This is a genomic window from Streptomyces sp. NPDC059398, assembly GCF_042751845.1.
Classification (GTDB): Bacteria; Actinomycetota; Actinomycetes; order Streptomycetales; family Streptomycetaceae; genus Streptomyces.
On record NZ_JBHYWP010000066.1, the window covers coordinates 31191 to 46571 of the forward strand.

A 15381-nucleotide genomic window follows, 5' to 3' on the forward strand; every position below is an offset into this window, starting at 1 on the left:
GGGGGGGCTCGCGGGGCTGGGCGCGGGGGGGGGGCGCCCCGGGCGGGGGGGCGGCCCCGCCCCGCCCCTGGCGCCGGGGGGGCCCCCCCCCCCGCCTGCCCGGGGGGGGGGCCCGGCCGGCCCGCCCCCCCCACCACCCGTACCACAGGAGCTCTCTCATGCGTCCACTCCACCGGCGTACCGCGGCCGTTGCGGCCGCGCTGGCCGCCCTCGTCTCCGTCTCCGCCTGCGGTTCGTCCGGTACCGCCCATGACGGGAGGAGCGGGGCCCGGCACAGCCCGGCCCCGGCGGCGACCATCCCGGACCCGCAGACCGCGACAGGCCCCTCGTCGACCCCTTCGGCCAGTGAGCCGGTGCTGCCGGACTCCCGGCTCACCCCGGCCACCGGCTCGTTCAGCAAGAAGGACAAGAAGTATCTGAGCGGGCGGGTACCGCAGGACATGGATCCGTCCGCCGTGCTGCAGACCGGGCAGGAGAACTGCCAGCGGGTGGCAAGGACCGCAGCGCACGACAAGGACGCGGCGGTGGGGGCGGTCATCGCGGGCGACATCCCCGACGCGAAGGCAGCCATCACGCTGCTCTGCCCCGGCCAGAAGCCGGTGCTCAGAGCCGCGGACGCGGGCTTCGCGGACGGCACCCGGAAGAAGCCCCGAGCCGGTACCTACCGGGCCCTGACCCACTCCGACGACTGCGCCTGGCGGGTCTCGGACAGCCACGGCAAGGTGCTCGCGTCCGGGCCTGGCACGGGCGCCAAGGGCACGGTCAGGGCCCGCATCCCGGCGGGCGCTGCCGAGTTCACCTCGTCCGGCTGCTACGCCTGGGTGCCCGCGTAGGCCCCTCCGTCACACCCCCCGCGCGCTCCCCGTACAGCCCTCGTACACCCCGACGAGTGTGTCGAGCACGCTGTCCATCGAGAACGCCTCCGCCGCCAGCTTCCGGGCCGCGGCGGAGGCCGGTACGCCGACGGCCGGGTCGAGCAGCTCCCGTACGGCCGGGGCCAGACCGGCGGGGCCGTCGACCACGCGTCCGGCGCCGGCCTCCGCGATGTCCCGGGCGAGGCCGTTGGAGCGCGTGACCACGGCGGGTGTCCCGGCCGCGAGTGCTTCCAGGACCGACATCGGGAACGGCTCGTCCACCGATGGCAGCACATAGACATGGGCCCGCCGCAGCTCGGCGAGCATCTCACCGGCCGAGAGCGCACCGGGGCAGTGCACGCGCTCCCCGAGGCCGAGCCGGTCGATGAGCGCCTGTACGGAGGCGAGTTCGCCCTCGTCGGGCCCGGCGACCACGAACTCGGCCGCCGGGTGGTGGCGCAGGATCTCCGGGACCGCCGCCACGAAGTCCCGCGGGCGCTTCCTGGCCTGGAGCCGGGCCGCGTACAGGATGCGCGGGGCTCCGGACGGGGCGGGGCGCGGCTCCTGGGCCGGTACGCCGTTGACGAGGCGGGTGAGCCGGAGCGGCCGCCCCGGGCCGGCGGGCGCCACGGCTTCGAGGCCCCTGCGTTCATGGTCGGTCAGACAGAGCACGGCCGCTGCCCCGCGGAGCACCCTGCGGACGGCGAGCCCGTCGAGCACTCGGGCGAGGAGCCGGTCGCTGGGGTCGACCATGCCATGGGTCTGGAGCACGAGCGGCCTGCCGGCACGCAGCGCCGCGAGGGCGACCGGCAGGGTCACCAGATCGCGGGCGAGGTGCACATGGACGATGTCGGCGTCACGGACCAGCCGTCCGGCGCCTGCGACCAGGGCGGGCGAGGTGATCCCGCTGAAGCCGAGCGGCAGCATCCGGCGGGCCGGGAAGAGCCGGGCGGGCACGCCCTCCACTTCGGTGGGCAGCGGGCCTTCGAAGCCGTCCCCGAGGGCGGTCAGCCGCGCCTCGTGGCCGCGGGCCCGCAACCCCCGGGAGAGGTTGAGCGCGACCCGTACAGGGCCGCCGAAGGCGTGTGTGGGGCTGTGCAGGGTGACGGCGTGCAGGACTCTCATACCGGCTCCTGCACCGGGCGGCGGCCATCGGCCGTGTGGAGGGTGAGGTCCGGGAGGTCCCGGTGGACGACGGTGCCCGCGGCGACGACCGCCTGCGCGCCTATGGTGACGCCCGCGAGGACCGTGGCGCGGGCGGCGATCCAGGCGCCGTCCTTCACCTCGATCGGGGCGTTGCGGTAGCGGAAGTCCGCGGCGCGGTGGTCATGGCTGCCGGTGCAGAGCAGCGCCTCCTGGGAGAGACAGACGTGCGCCCCGAGGGTGACCGGTTCCAGGTTGAGCAGCCAGGCGCCCTCACCGATCCAGGTGTGGTCGCCCACCGTCAGCTTCCACGGCCAGAGGATCCGTACCCGGTGACGGATCAGCACCCCGTCGCCGATGGTCGCGCCGAACGCCCGCAGCAGCGCGACACGCAGCCGGGCCGGGCAGAACCACGCCATGAAGACGGTGTTCATCACGGCGAACCACAGCGCCTGGGTCACTCTGCCCCGGCCCTTGTCGTATCCGGCCAGCGTGAACGCCGGTAGATTCCGCATCACTTCACCCCCACTGGCGCCTCCCCAGGCGCCCGAGCGCTCAGCCTAGTGCTTGCCGGGTGGTGGCGGCGCGGCCTCGGTAGACTGCGGGCGGGGAAGCACGGCGGGGTGTCCGGCCGGTGTGTTCGGCCGGGGCGCCGGCAGGGGCATTCAGCAGGGATACGCAGCAGAGACACGCAGCAGGGACATGCAGCGGGGCCGCTCAACGGCGCGGCCCGGCAAGGGCGTTCAGCAAGGGCGCCCGGCAGGCGGTTTCAACAGGGGCGGGGGCCGGCCGATGGCGACGGACACGAGCGAGGGCGCCCGGCCGGGTCCCACGGCCGCTGCCACCGGACACAGACCGCTCCCCGGCCCTCCCGTGGCCGCCGCCGCCTTCCGCTTCGCGCCCGCCGTCTCGCCCCGCACACTGCTCTCCCGGGCCCTGTCGGTGCCGCTCGCGCTCGGGCTCTCGCTGGTACTGCCGCTGATCGTCGCCGTACAGCCGGGCGACGGGGCCCATGACGCCGCGTACTGGCTCCAGCTCACCCTGACCGTGTACGCGGGGGCCAGACTCTCCGGGATGGTGCTGACCAGCCACCGCAAGCTGCTCCAGGGCTCGTTCTGGCTCTTCGTCTACATGGCGATGGGCGTGGCGCCCCTGGCCCAGGCGGTGCTCGGCAAGGTGCCGACACCGGTGGTGGGGCCGCGCTCCGATGTGACGGAGGCGGTGGCGCTGGTCCTCATCGGCTGCGCCGCCTTCGACGTGGGCGCGCTGCTCGCCCGGCACCGGCCCGGTGGCAGAGGCCGCGGTGAGACCCGGCCCGCGCTGGTGCACAGGCGGCGGCTGTATCTGCTGGTCGTGGTGGCCTTCGTGTGCAGCGCGGCGCTCATCGTCAAACTGGGCGGGCCCGCCGTCTTCTTCAGCAGCCGCCAGGAGATCATCGCCGGGATCGAGGAGGCGGGCATTTCGCAGGCCGACTCCCAGGCCGGCCAGGCGCTGCTGCGCGGCTTCGGCACGGTCCCCGCGCTCTTCGCACTGCTCGCGTACACCCGCTGGCTCGTCACCTCGCGGCGGGCCAGGAGGTCCCCCGCCGTGATCGCGGTCTGGATCGCACTGGCAGGGCTGAACACGGTGGTGAACAACCCGATCTCCAACCCGCGTTACTGGTTCCTGACCGTTCTGCTCGCACTGCTCTTCACACTGTTCCCGGTCAGTGCGGCGATGTACCGCTCGGCGCTCAGCCTGGGGGTGGTGGTGGCGCTGGTGGTCTTCCCGTTCGCCGACCGCTTCCGCTACGACGAGCAGAACTACCGCCCGGTGGAGACCACTTCGGTCCTTGAGCCGCTGGCGCTCAAGGACTACGACCAGATCGGTATGTTCGCCAACACCATCACCTTCGAGCGGTCCGGGGTGGGACACCTCTACGGCAGACAGCTGGCCGGTTCGATCCTGTTCGCGGTCCCGCGCTCGGTGTGGCACGGCAAGCCGCACGACACCGGGGTGATGGTCGGTGAGTGGATGGACGCGGTCAACACCAATCTCTCCTCACCGGTCTGGGCGGAGCTGTGGATCGACTTCGGTCCCGCCGGGATGACGCTGGGGCTGCTCGCGATGGGGTACGCCGCAGCCCGGGTGGACCGGCGGTACGCCCGCCGCGCCGTCCGGCGTACGCCTCCCGGGAGCCTGATCTCGCTGGTGGTGCCGCTCGTCGCCGGTTACTCGTTCATCCTGCTGCGCGGGCCGCTGCTCCAGGCGTCGGGCCGGGTGGCCATCGCGGTCATCTGTATCGCGATGGTCACCACCTACCGTCAGGACAGGGGTGCGGCGCTGCGCTGAGCGCCGCCGCCGGTGACCGGCTCGGCCGCCGGGCCCGGCCGGGCGACCCGCGTCCAGGCGGCGACCGCCTTGAGCGCGGAGCCCGCGGCGAGCCCCCAGGCCGCGCCCATGGCGCCGCCGAGCGGATAGCCCCCGAGCATCAGCACCACGGAGACCAGCGAGAACACCACCTGGAGCGAGAGGGTGGCACGCGGGCTGAGCACCCGGAGCGTGACCAGTGCGCAGGTCCCCAGCGCCATCACCGCGTACTGGCTGCCGGTCGCGGGCAGCAGCGCGGAGGCCGACTGCCAGGTGGCTCCCAGGAGTTGGCGCCCCATCCGGTCGGGCAGCGCGTAGAGGACCGCGGCCCAGCCGAAGGCCACCGCGGCCAGTACGCAGCCCAGGAGGGCGGCGGCGCGTGCGATGGCGCGCCGGCCGCCCAGACGGCCGAGGACCGGCGGACCGAAGGCGTTGACCGAGTTGAACAGCACGTTGAGCGGGCCGAAGAGGGTCGTGGCGCCGCGCAGCGCGCCCACGGCCAGCGGGCTGGCGAAGAGACCGAGGCCGAGTACGGCCAGCTGGCTGGAGGCGTTGCCGACGGCGAACTCGACGACGAACCGCATCCCGAGGTGACCGCGCCGCAGATAGCGCCGCACCTGCGTGGCGGCCCCGCGCACCAGGGGCCGCAGCAGCAGCAGACCGGCCAGCAGCGCCGGGACGGCGGAGAGGCCCCAGACGGCCACCAGGCGGGCGGGGGCCGCGTGGTGGGGCTGGAGCAGCAGGGCGGGCACCACACAGAGCAGCCGCAGCACATCGGCGGCGAGTGCGCGGTGCGGCTGCTGCAGTGCGGAGAAGGAGTAGCGAAGGCCGTCCTGGAGCAGCACGAAGGGCAGTACGAGGCCCAGGGCCAGGAAGGTGTGTCCGGTACTGCCGCCGACGGCCGCGCCGCCCACCGCGAGCAGCGCACCCGCGGCAACCGAGGCGCAGGCGGTGAAGGCGGCGGCCGACCGGCAGGCCGATGCGAGCGCCGCGGGGTCGCCGCGCTCCAGTACGACGGCCTGGCCGACGTACGACATATTGAGGCCGAGCAGCACCGTGAACGTCAGGTAGACCATCGAGAACGCGGCGAACCCGGCGGTGGTGGAGACCCGCGCCGCCATCACCAGGACCAGGATGTTGGTCAGGCTGGAAGCAGCCTGGTCCAGCACCGAGGCGGCGACGATGGCCGAGCGTCTCACCGGTCCCCGGCGCGGATGGTGCGCAGGGCGACGGTGTCGTCCCCGGCGGGAACGTGCGGTGCCGCCGGGTACGCAGCCGGAAGCTGCGGCGCCGTCCCCGGCGGCAGGGGTCTGCCCGATGCCCGGCTGCCTCCGCCCCGGTGTCCGGATCTGGCGGCGGTACGGCGGCCGGGCCTGCGGGGCGCCGAGTGGGTGACGGCGCCCAGGACGGTGCCGCCCGCGCCGGTGATCAGCTCGCGGATGCGGACGAGTTCGGCCCGGTGCACGGCGCGCGGGTCGCACACGATCAGCACCCCGTCCACCCGGTCGACCAGGGCCAGGGCGTCGGCGTAGGCGAGGACGGGCGGGGCGAGTACGACGACCGTCGCGTTCGGCGAGTCGGCCTCCTCGATCAGCCGCGACACCCGGGGCGATGTGAGGGCGCGTGCCACATTGCGTACCCGCTCCCCCGGGATCAGGTCGAAGGCGCCCGACTCGCCCGCGTCGACCTGGAGCTGGCGCGGGCCTGGCCAGCCGGACTCGTCGAAGTCGGGCGGCAGGCTCCACCCTGGACGGCTGGGGGCGTTGGCGCGCAGCCGGCCGGTGAGGGAGGGGGTACGCAGATCGGCCTCGACGAGCAGCACGTCCTTGCCGGTCTCGGCGAACGACGCGGCCAGATTGGACGCCACGGCCGCCGCCGCTTCGCTGTTGGCCCCGCGCGGGGCCGCGACGAGCAGCCTGCGCCGGTCGGCGAAACGCTGGTCGTAGGCGAGCCGGAAGGCGACCGATCGGTACTCCTCGGCGAGGCGGGAGTCCGACTGGTCCACGGCGAGCAGCGGACCGCCGTCGGAGACGCGTGGCAGGGAGCCCAGAACGGGGGCCCGTACCGCGCGGGCGACGTCGCCCGACGAGCGGGGCGAGGGGTCGAAGACCAGCCGGACCCAGGCGGCGAGCAGTCCGAGCGCGATCCCGACGGCGCCGCCGACGCCCAGCGAGACGACAAGGCCGAGCCCGCTGGAGGCGCTGGGGGGAACGGCCTTGACGATGACGGTGCCGGCCGTCATGTCGAGCGCCTTGAGGCTGGCTATCTGGCTGTTGAGCGTGCCGACCTTGCTGAGCAGGTCGTCGTTGCGGGCCCGGGAGGAGTCGGGTGCCCCGCTGCCCTCGGCGGCCAGCTGCTTGGCCAGGTCGTTCTGCTCCTTGGCGATCGGGTTCAGCTGGTTCTGGGACTTCTTGACCATGCTGTCGCGCAGTTCGCCCCACTGCTTCTTGCGCAGATCGAGGTAGGCCTTGGTGACGGCGTTGGCCCGGCGGGCCGCTTCCCCGGGCGAGGACGTCGTATAGGTGAAGTGGAGCACCATGGTCTGCGGCGGGTTGGTGACCTGGAGGCCGCGCTGGAAGGCGGCCAGCTGACTGTCCGGCAGGCCGAGTGCCCGTACGGCGACTTCGGCGACGCTGCTGCTGACCGCAGTCTGCCGCTCCGTGCCCATATTGATGGTCTTGTCCACCGAAAGGGCCGGGTTGAAGGGGTCGTTGGTGGGGGCGCGCAGCCGGATGTCACTGGCGGCGGCGTAGCTCTGGGCCGATGTCACCCCGAGCCAGGCACCGCCGAGCAGGCCGACCCCGATGCCCAGGCCGATGAGACGGCGGTAGCGCAGCAGTTGTCTGAACTGGTCCCTCAGCAGGTCCGGTTCGTCGTCCCTCGCCGCGGAAGCGTGCGTGTCCGTCACGTCTGTGGACCCCCCAAGGCCTCATCGATCAGTGCGTCGATCCGCGCCAGTCCCGCGTCCCTCGACAAGTGGGACGCCACATGACGCGGCCCCTCAGCCCCCAGAGCATCGGCGTTCACCGGATCTGCCGCGAGTCTACGCACCGCGGCCAGCAGCGCGTCCGGATCCTCCGGGGAAACGAGCACCCCGGCTCCGGATCTGAGCACCTCCTGCGCGGTGCCGCCCCCGGCGGCCACGGACGCGACCACCGGCCGTCCGGAGGCGAAGTACGAGGTCAGCTTGGACGGGACGCTCATGTCGAGCACCGACGCCCGCTGGGTGACGGCCAGCACGTCGGCCGCTGCGAGAATGTCCGGGAATTCGCCGTCTTCGGCGGGTGGCAGGAACTCCAGATTCGGTACGTCCGACGCGAGTGCGGCCAGTGTCCCGCGCTGATTGCCGTCGCCCATCAGCACCACGCGCAGAGCCGGATCGCGCCGGGCGGACTCGACCAGGACGTCGAGCCCCTGCTTGAGCCCCATGTTCCCGGAGTGCAGGACGACGGTCTCGCCCGCGCGCCAGCCGAGGCGGGCCCGGCTCTCCGTTCGTGGCCGCGAAGGCCCCGGTATGTGGTTCCAGTTGGGCACGAGCCGGATCCGGCCGGGGTCCACGCCCATGGCCCGCACCTTCTCGGTGAAGGTCTCATGGATCACCCCCACCAGGGTGGCGCGGCGCAGTGCGTACGCTTCGGCACGCTCGGCGAGGGCGGCGGCGCGGTCCCCGCCGCGTATCCCGCTCTGCGCGGCCGCGGCGCCCATCAGGTCCTGCACCACGGGGACGTACGGCACCTTCCAGCGCGCCGCGAGCCGGGCCCCGAGCACGCCGCCCGCGAGGCTGGGCAGCTGGGCCAGTACGGCGTCCGGGCGGCCGGTGCGGGGCGGCGCGGCCAGCCCGTGCACCAGGACCGTGGCCTCGAAGAGCGCCCGCCGGGCGGCGGTCTGCCGGGGCGGCACGGTGTGCCGTCTGCGGTGCACCCGTACCCCCGCGCGCTCCTCGGTGCGGCGCCAGACTCCGGCGTAGGCCGGGTCGACGGACCAGGACGGGTAGTGCGGCATCCCGGTGAGCACATGGGTCTCATGGCCGCATCGGGCCCAGTGTTCGGCTATCTGTGTGGCGTACGGGCCGATGCCCGCGTGCTCGGGCGCGTAGTTGGTGGACACCAGCAGCAGCCGGCGCCGGATCGCGGCCTGTTCGTCGTTGCGTCGCGTCTGTGTCACGCGGCGGATCCTTCCCCCCAGAGGTGAACCCCGTTGCTCACCCCGATCGTTCACTCATCCTGAACGGAATGTGCACGCTATCGTCAGTACCTTCCACCACACCGGGGGGTGTGGTTCGCTGGGGGGTTCAGTCATGACGGCAGGCAAACCGTACCGGGTCGGATACGCGCCCGGTGCTTACGATCTCTTCCACATCGGTCACCTCAACATCCTTCGTCACGCGCGCAGTCAGTGCGACTACCTGGTCGCCGGGGTGGTGTCCGACGAGATGGCGGAGCGGGCCAAGGGGCGGCGCCCGATGATCCCGCTGGTGGAGCGGCTGGAGATCGTCCGCAGTGTCAAGTACGTGGACGCGGCGTTCGTGGAGACCGTCGCGGACAAGGTCGAGACCTGGCGGCAGGTCCGCTTCGACGTCCTGTTCAAGGGGGACGACTGGCGGGGCACCGCGAAGGGCGAGAAGCTGGAGCGGGACTTCGCGGCGGTGGGCGTGGAGATCGTCTACTTCCCGTACACGGTGCACACGTCGAGTACGCAGTTGCGCCGCGCACTCGACGTACTGGCCGCGCCCGAGCCGCAGTTCAGCGCCGAACTGCGCTCAGTTCCCGGAACCACTTCGTGAGGAAGGCCGCCAGGAACAGCGCGCTCGCCGCGCCGAGCGCCGTGTAGGCCCAGCGGAATCCGGGACCGGCGCCGAGCAGCAGGAAGACCAGGCAGAAGATCCCGTGGTCGACGGGGAGCAGCGCGACCGCGCGCAGCCGGGACGGTGCGGCGGCCGGGCTGCCCGGGACCGGCCGGGGGGTGAGTTTCTCGGTGAGCAGTCCGCCGAAGAAGGTGACGACGGCGGCGAACTGGAAGCCGAGGGGCACCAGCAGCCAGGCGTCGTCCGCCACCCCGAAGTGGCCGGGGTGACGGTAGAAGGCGATGAGTACGGCGGAGTGCAGTGCGGTGATCTTCGCGCAGTCCACGACGTGGTCGAGCCACTCCCCCGCCGCGCTGCCGCCGCCGCGCAGCCGCGCCAGCTGTCCATCGGCGGAGTCGAAGGCGAACCCCACGGCGAGTCCGGCCCAGACGGCGATGCCCTGGCCCCAGGACGGCCCGCCCAGCGCCACTCCGGCCACCGCGGCGAAGCTGAACACGGCGCTTACCAGCGTGACCTGATTGGGACTCAGCCCCAGAGCGTGTGATCCGGCTGCCAGCCAGCGGCCGGCCGGCCGGTTCACATAGCGGGAGTAGAGCGACACTCCCTTGGCGGACTTCTGCGCCGTCCGCAGTTCGAGCAGCGCGGTACCCACGGATCCCATGGCCCCCCCAGGTCATTTTCACAACGTCTGAACATCATCGCAGGTGTCCGGCCACCTTCAAGACGGTGCGGTATGCCGTGCCGGTGGGGGCGTGTCGTGGGCGGCGGTGGCATCCCGGCTCGTTCAACGAACGTCGTCCCTCAGCCACGAACTAAGCTCCATGAGGGGAACGCAGTTCGCACCGAGGTACGGTGAGCCCATGCCCATGGATCCGGAACAGCGCCGCGCCGCCCGGCACGCCCAGCCCGCCGCTCCCCCGGCGCAGCCGAAGCGCCGCAAGGAGCCGATCACCGTCGACCGGATCACCGATGCGGCGCTCCAGGTCGTCGCCTCCCAGGGCTATGACGCGCTCACGATGCGCAGCGTCGCCGGTGTACTCGACACAGGACCCGCCTCGCTCTACGCCCACGTGGTCAACAAGGCCGACATCGACGAACTGATCATCGGCCGGCTCTGTGCCCGGCTGACCCTGCCCGAACCCGATCCGGCCGCATGGCGCGAGCAGATCCTCGATGTCTGCGCCCAGATCCGTGACCAGTATCTGGAGTACCCCGGCATCTCACGCGCCGCGCTGGCCATGGCCGCCACCAACCTCGACGTACTGCGCGTCAACGAGGGGATGCTGGCCATCCTGCTCGCCGGCGGTGTCGAACCGCAGACGGCGGCCTGGGCGATCGACGCCCTCTCGCTCTACGTCAGCGCCTACGCACTGGAGACCTCGCTGGTCGCGCAGCGGCAGAGCAGACAGGACGACAGCTGGGTCGTCGGCCGCGACGAGCTGGTGCGCCGTTTCACGGCGCTGCCCGCCGACAGGTTCCCCCGGATCCGGCGCTACGCGGCCGAGCTGACCTCCGGCACCGGACATGAACGGTTCGATTTCACCCTCGGCCTGATCGTCGACAACGTCGCCATGACCCGGCCCACGCCTCCGTCCGGCTGAGAGCGCCGCACCGGCTCACCGCAGGGACAGCTGCCCGTCGAGTGCGCGGGCCAGGGCCGGCGCCGTCCGCACCGAAGCACCCCGGCGGAACGCATCGGCGTACGCCTCGTCCCCGATGGCGGCCCGCGCGGCACGCTCGCACTCCTCGCGTACGGGGCCGAGCTCGGGGGTGCCGCGCTGCGGGTGTCCGACCGTGCGCCAGTACGCCTGGCTGGTCCCGGAGACCAGGGCGGCGCGTTCACCGTCGCCCCGCGCCGCCAGGGCTGCCGCGAGGACGTCCAGGCCCAGGGCGATACCGAAGGCGTCCCCGATGTGCCGCTTGCCCATGAGCATCGACCGCGCATGGGCCGCAGAGTCGCCCGGCCGGTCCTGGAAGAGCGCGATCAGCGCGAGCTGGTACTCGGTGTACGAGCGGGTCCACCAGTCCCCTGTCCCGGCGCACACGTCACGCAACTCGGTGGCGAGAAACCGTGCTTCGCCGAGCAGACCGAGCCCGGTGAGCGCGAACACCTCGACCAGCCGGCACTTGCGGCGGGACGCCGAGTCCTCCGTCATACCGGCGGAGGCCGGCAGCCGGACGGCCACGGTGTGCGCCGCCAGCGGTCGGCCCGCCATCAGGTGGCTGAGGCCGAGGAGATACCCGGCGGCGAGCGACGCCTCCGTGCTCTCCCCCTGCTGTGCGTCCTCGTCGCACCGGAGTCCCAGGTCGTGCGCCAGGTCGTGCTCACCCTGGAGCAGCGCGTTCACCCCGAGCACCCACTGTGCCCTGCCACGGACCGGCCCCGGCACCGGGTGGAGGGCCAGCGCGCGCTCCACGTAGCCGCGCAGTTCGTGCAGATGGCCGCAGCAGCTCCAGTAGAAGCCGACCAGACCGATCAGTTCGAGCGCGCGCCCGGGGTCGGTGACCAGCAGCCGTTCCATCGCGGTGCAGAGGTCGATGTGTACGTCGGCGACCCGCCGGTACCACTCGCTCTGTCCGGGGCTCAGCCAGCCCGCGTCGGCAGCGCGCGCGAGGTCCAGACAGAAGGCGGCGTGACGCTCGGCCACCGCCTCGGCCTCGCCCAGCTCCGCGATCCACATCCGGCCGTACTCACGGACGGTGTCGAGCATGCGGTACCGGGCGCCGTCCCGGCCGACGACCGACTTCTCGGTGAGCCCGCGCAGCGCGCGGTCGACCTCGGCGGCCGGGAGCGGCCCGCCGGAGCAGACGGCACGGGCGGACTCCGCGTCGAAGGGGCCGCGGAAGACGGACAGCCGTGCCCAGAGGAGCCGTTCGAGCGGTTCGCACAGTTCGTGGCTCCAGCCGATGGCGGTCCGCAGGGTCCGGTGCCGCGGGGGCTGGTGCCGCAGGGTCCGCAGGCGCGGCGCCCCGGCCCGCTCGCCGAGCACCAGTGTCTCGAAGCGGGAGGACAGCATCTCGGCCACCTTCTCCACCGAGCTGCCCCGGAGCTGGGCGACGGCCAGTTCCAGTGCCAGTGGGATGCCTTCGAGCTGACGGCAGATGCCGGTGGCCGCAGCGACGGTGCGCGGATCCGCCAACGAGAGTCCGGGCACGGCCTGTTCGGCCCGTTCGGTGAAGAGGGTGAGCGCCGCCCGGTCGCCGTCGACCTCCAGCGGCGCGATCTCGACCACGTGCTCACCGCGGACTCCGAGCGCCTGGCGGCTGGTCGCCAGCACCGTGAGTCCGGGGGCCGTGGTGAGGAGGTCCCCCACCAGGCTACGGCAGGAACCGATCAGGTGTTCGCAGGAGTCGAGCACCAGCAGCCCCTGCTTGTCGGCGAGCCATTCGCAGAGCGCGTCGGCCAGGTTGCGCGTCGTGTGGTCGGAGAGCCCGACGGCATCACAGACGGTGGGCAGCAGCAGCTGCTCGCCGGAGACCGGTGAGAGGTCCGCCCACCACGCACCGTCGGGGCACTCCGGTGCCGCGAGGCCCGCCGCACGGAGCGCGAGGCGGCTCTTGCCCACCCCGCCGATCCCGGTCAGCGTGATCAGCCGGTACCCCGCGAGGGCGTTCCGCAGATGGCCCAACTCGTTCTCTCGTCCCACGAGGCGCGTGGCCTCATGGGGAAGGTAGCCCGCCACCGGACCAGTGTGTCCTACTCCGGGCGCCCCCGGCACCGCAGGGCGCGTCACCGGGAGGGAGCGGGCGAACACCGTTCCGGCGCGGCGTCGTTGAGGTACCGGTGCCGCGCCGCGTCGGTGCTCGACAACGCCGGGGAAGTGACGGAGGTTGTGGTGGGCACCGCCCACCGCACCGCGGCCGCCGGCGCACACGGCCGCCACCGCACCGCAGCCGCCACCGCACCACCCGCACAGCCACGGAGCCGGGAGCCCCAGTGAACTCAGCACGCCGCACAGGCACTTGTCGTGGAGTACGACGGCTGATCGGGGCCGTGCTCGCCGCGGCCGCGCTCACCGCCTCGGCGACGGCAGCCGGTCTCACCTCCGCGGCGGCCGACGCCGGAGGCCCGGCGCGCCCGGCCCGCCAGGTCTATGTGGCGCTGGGCGATTCGATGGCGGCGGGCCCGTTCGTACCGCGCGGCACGGGGCCGGTCGCCTGCGGACGTTCGACCCGCAACTACCCGCACCGGCTGGCCGCCCTGATCAGGGCGGACGTGTTCCGCGATGTCACCTGCAGCGGCGCGAGGACCGGCGACATGACCGCTCCCCAGCGGCTCTCCGTCCTCGGCACGGACGCGGGCACCGCGCCGCCCCAGATCGACGCGCTGAGCCCCGGTACGACGCTGGTGACCCTGACCGTCGGCGGGAACGACGCCGGTCTGGTGGGTGTCGCGGGCAGCTGTGTGCGGCTCAGCGCGCTCGGCGGGCACTGCCAGGACACCTACGTCAGGGACGGGGTCGACGAGGAGGCGGCCCGCATCGACAGCCTGGGCCCGAAGCTCGCCACCGTACTGGACGCCGTACACCGCCGTTCGCCCGCGGCCAGGGTGCTGGTCACCGGGTACGGGGATTACCTCAGGGCGGGCGGCTGCTGGCCGGCGGTGCCGCTGCTCAGCAGCGACGCGGACTGGTTCCAGGCCGGTATCGACCGGATGAACAGGGTGATCGCGGCGGTCTCCGCGGCGCACGGCGCCGAGTACGTCGACGTCCGCACCCCGAGCAAGGGCCACGACGCCTGCCGGGCACCCCACGCCAAGTGGGTGGAGGGCTTCCTGCCCACCGCGGCGGCTGCGCCGCTGCACCCCAACGCCCGGGGCGAGCGGGCGTACGCGGATGTCATCCACGCCAGGATGGCGCACTGACGAAACACACTGACGGGGCGCACCGACGGAGACAGGCAGGCGCACCGGCTGGGACGCCCGGGATCAGGCAGGGACACCCGGAACCGGCGCTCGGGAGCGGGACCGCCGGGCGGGGTTCCGGGCCACTGGCTGTCACACAGGTCCATCGTCCATACTGCGCACCGTGGAACAGCACATAGGTCCGAAGAGCCCGCTTCCCGTGCAAGCCGCCGCGACCGATCCGGCGTACGTCCCCGGCCTGATGCCGCCGCCTGCCGAGGCCCCGACGGCCGGGCCCGAACCCGCCGACGGGGAGGCTGCGGAGCACATGGAGGCGGCAGCCGACGCGGCGGCGCCGCAGGACCCGGGCGGCGACAGCGCACCGGAGGAGACGAAGGCGCCGGAGAGGGCCGCGGAAGCGGTGGAGACCGGTGCGGGGGACGGCGCCGGTGAGCACGGAGACTCCGGCCCGCACGACACGGAGCCCGGGAGCGGGGCCGGGGAGGCCCCGGCGTTCGAGGTCTCCGACCGCCGCTCGGCGATCATCGCCAACCGTACGGGCGTGGTGCTCCGACTGGACGACCAGGAGGCCGAGTTCGACTGGGCCGAGATCGGCGCCGTCGAGTTCCGGACCGCCAAGTACGGGCGACGGCTGACCCTCTTCGTCCATATGCCGAACCGCCACACGTACCAGGCCGATGTCGCGGCGTCCGGCCGGGACGAGCTCAAGCAGTGGGCGGAGCAGCTCGACACGGTCCTGGACTCCTACTTCGAGGAGTGATCCCGGGCGCCCGCCCGCACCTCCCCGGGCGCCGGCCGGCGCTTCCCGGACGCCCGCCGGCGCCTCCCGACGCGGTGTCCGGGCACCGCCTCCGCATACGAGAACCGCACCCCTGTGCCCTGACCGGTGCCACTTCCGCATGACAGGTGCGTCCGTTCGGCTGGGGCCTGGCGGGGCGGCTTCCGGATGTCCCTCCTAACCGATATGCATGTCCTTGCCCATGTAGTTGTCGAATTAGGAGTCTCTATGCGTCTTCGCAGCATGCTCGTCGCCGGCGCCTTCGCCGCCTCCGCGGTTCTGGGCGGCGCGGCGTCCGCCTCGGCCCTCGACTACGGCCACGACCACGGTCATCACCACCACCACGGCGTCGCCGCCGCGGGTGGCTTCGAGAAGGAAGCCAGTGGCATCTACTACCACAACCTCGGTGGCCCGGCGGGCATCACGGACGCCGGCGCCTACAAGGACATGAGCAAGGGCTGGTTCGCGTTCCTGGCTCACTGATCAGGACAGACCAACGCCCCCGGTACCGCAGCGTCGCGGTACCGGGGGCGTCGGTCTGTCCGGACGTGGGGGGGGGGGGGGGGGCGGCCGGGGGGGGGGGGGGGGG

14 protein-coding genes are annotated in these 15381 nt (G+C 72.9%); 7 read left to right on the forward strand and 7 right to left on the reverse strand.

What is annotated here, in order from left to right:
• Positions 1-158: 158 nt before the first annotated feature.
• Positions 159-833, forward strand: a complete 675-nt coding sequence (locus ACFXBC_RS22500; RefSeq protein ID WP_385027151.1) for a hypothetical protein — start codon at positions 159-161, stop codon at positions 831-833.
• Positions 834-842: 9 nt separating this feature from the next.
• On the opposite strand, the gene ACFXBC_RS22505 is transcribed toward ACFXBC_RS22500, so the two are convergent.
• Both ACFXBC_RS22505 and ACFXBC_RS22510 read right to left on the reverse strand, forming a co-directional pair.
• Complete coding sequence (locus tag ACFXBC_RS22505; RefSeq protein WP_385027154.1) at positions 843-1979, reverse strand: glycosyltransferase; 1137 nt, start codon at positions 1977-1979, stop codon at positions 843-845.
• Positions 1976-2512: a WcaF family extracellular polysaccharide biosynthesis acetyltransferase gene (locus tag ACFXBC_RS22510; RefSeq protein WP_385027157.1), complete on the reverse strand. Its 537-nt coding sequence runs from the start codon at positions 2510-2512 to the stop codon at positions 1976-1978. The genes ACFXBC_RS22505 and ACFXBC_RS22510 overlap by 4 nt, the downstream gene beginning before the upstream one ends.
• Positions 2513-2789: 277 nt before the next feature.
• Between ACFXBC_RS22510 and ACFXBC_RS22515 the strand changes: the two genes are divergently transcribed.
• Positions 2790-4328: a hypothetical protein gene (locus ACFXBC_RS22515; RefSeq protein ID WP_385027159.1), complete on the forward strand. Its 1539-nt coding sequence runs from the start codon at positions 2790-2792 to the stop codon at positions 4326-4328.
• On the opposite strand, the gene ACFXBC_RS22520 is transcribed toward ACFXBC_RS22515, so the two are convergent.
• From ACFXBC_RS22520 to ACFXBC_RS22530, 3 genes are read right to left on the reverse strand one after another with little or no spacing between them, the layout of a single operon-like run.
• Positions 4301-5545, reverse strand: a complete 1245-nt coding sequence (locus tag ACFXBC_RS22520) for a hypothetical protein (RefSeq protein ID WP_385027162.1) — start codon at positions 5543-5545, stop codon at positions 4301-4303. The two genes, ACFXBC_RS22515 and ACFXBC_RS22520, sit on opposite strands and share 28 nt — an antisense overlap.
• Positions 5542-7254 (reverse strand): lipopolysaccharide biosynthesis protein, encoded by a 1713-nt coding sequence (locus ACFXBC_RS22525; RefSeq protein WP_385027165.1) that lies wholly within the window; start codon positions 7252-7254, stop codon positions 5542-5544. The genes ACFXBC_RS22520 and ACFXBC_RS22525 overlap by 4 nt, the downstream gene beginning before the upstream one ends.
• Positions 7251-8456, reverse strand: coding sequence for a glycosyltransferase family 4 protein (locus ACFXBC_RS22530; protein WP_385027193.1), 1206 nt, complete (start codon positions 8454-8456; stop codon positions 7251-7253). Before ACFXBC_RS22530 ends, ACFXBC_RS22525 begins: the two co-directional genes overlap by 4 nt.
• Positions 8457-8643: 187 nt before the next feature.
• On the opposite strand from ACFXBC_RS22530, the gene ACFXBC_RS22535 reads away from it, so the two are divergent.
• Positions 8644-9129 carry an adenylyltransferase/cytidyltransferase family protein gene (locus ACFXBC_RS22535; protein WP_385027168.1) on the forward strand — a complete coding sequence of 162 codons (486 nt, stop codon included), beginning with the start codon at positions 8644-8646 and terminating at the stop codon, positions 9127-9129.
• Here ACFXBC_RS22535 and ACFXBC_RS22540 read toward each other — a convergent pair.
• Positions 9089-9811 (reverse strand): CDP-alcohol phosphatidyltransferase family protein, encoded by a 723-nt coding sequence (locus ACFXBC_RS22540; RefSeq protein WP_385027172.1) that lies wholly within the window; start codon positions 9809-9811, stop codon positions 9089-9091. The genes ACFXBC_RS22535 and ACFXBC_RS22540 overlap by 41 nt on opposite strands.
• Before the next feature lie 199 nt (positions 9812-10010).
• Here ACFXBC_RS22540 and ACFXBC_RS22545 point away from each other — a divergent pair, with 199 nt between their 5' ends.
• Positions 10011-10751 (forward strand): TetR/AcrR family transcriptional regulator, encoded by a 741-nt coding sequence (locus ACFXBC_RS22545; protein WP_385027175.1) that lies wholly within the window; start codon positions 10011-10013, stop codon positions 10749-10751.
• Positions 10752-10766: 15 nt separating this feature from the next.
• On the opposite strand, the gene ACFXBC_RS22550 is transcribed toward ACFXBC_RS22545, so the two are convergent.
• Positions 10767-12833: an ATP-binding protein gene (locus tag ACFXBC_RS22550; protein WP_385027178.1), complete on the reverse strand. Its 2067-nt coding sequence runs from the start codon at positions 12831-12833 to the stop codon at positions 10767-10769.
• Between the two features lie 254 nt (positions 12834-13087).
• Between ACFXBC_RS22550 and ACFXBC_RS22555 the strand changes: the two genes are divergently transcribed.
• The 3 genes from ACFXBC_RS22555 (at position 13088) to ACFXBC_RS22565 (ending at position 15275) form a co-directional block, all read left to right on the forward strand.
• Positions 13088-14014, forward strand: a complete 927-nt coding sequence (locus tag ACFXBC_RS22555) for an SGNH/GDSL hydrolase family protein (RefSeq protein WP_385027181.1) — start codon at positions 13088-13090, stop codon at positions 14012-14014.
• A 163-nt stretch (positions 14015-14177) separates the two neighbouring features.
• The gene (locus ACFXBC_RS22560) at positions 14178-14774 is read left to right on the forward strand and encodes a hypothetical protein (RefSeq protein WP_385027184.1); all 597 of its coding nucleotides are present in this window, start codon (positions 14178-14180) and stop codon (positions 14772-14774) included.
• 246 nt (positions 14775-15020) lie between these two features.
• Entirely contained in the window at positions 15021-15275 is a 255-nt protein-coding gene (locus ACFXBC_RS22565) for a hypothetical protein (protein ID WP_385027187.1), read from the forward strand.
• Positions 15276-15381 lie beyond the last annotated feature (106 nt).

What these genes read in the sequence shown, in the direction of transcription:
- ACFXBC_RS22565 (WP_385027187.1), top strand. Translation starts at nt 15,021, where the DNA reads ATGCGTCTTCGCAGCATGCTCGTCGCCGGCGCCTTCGCCGCCTCCGCG.
- ACFXBC_RS22510 (WP_385027157.1), bottom strand. Translation starts at nt 2,512, where the DNA reads ATGCGGAATCTACCGGCGTTCACGCTGGCCGGATACGACAAGGGCCGG.
- ACFXBC_RS22540 (WP_385027172.1), bottom strand. Translation starts at nt 9,811, where the DNA reads ATGGGATCCGTGGGTACCGCGCTGCTCGAACTGCGGACGGCGCAGAAG.
- ACFXBC_RS22515 (WP_385027159.1), top strand. Translation starts at nt 2,790, where the DNA reads ATGGCGACGGACACGAGCGAGGGCGCCCGGCCGGGTCCCACGGCCGCT.
- ACFXBC_RS22500 (WP_385027151.1), top strand. Translation starts at nt 159, where the DNA reads ATGCGTCCACTCCACCGGCGTACCGCGGCCGTTGCGGCCGCGCTGGCC.
- ACFXBC_RS22535 (WP_385027168.1), top strand. Translation starts at nt 8,644, where the DNA reads ATGACGGCAGGCAAACCGTACCGGGTCGGATACGCGCCCGGTGCTTAC.
- ACFXBC_RS22545 (WP_385027175.1), top strand. Translation starts at nt 10,011, where the DNA reads ATGCCCATGGATCCGGAACAGCGCCGCGCCGCCCGGCACGCCCAGCCC.
- ACFXBC_RS22505 (WP_385027154.1), bottom strand. Translation starts at nt 1,979, where the DNA reads ATGAGAGTCCTGCACGCCGTCACCCTGCACAGCCCCACACACGCCTTC.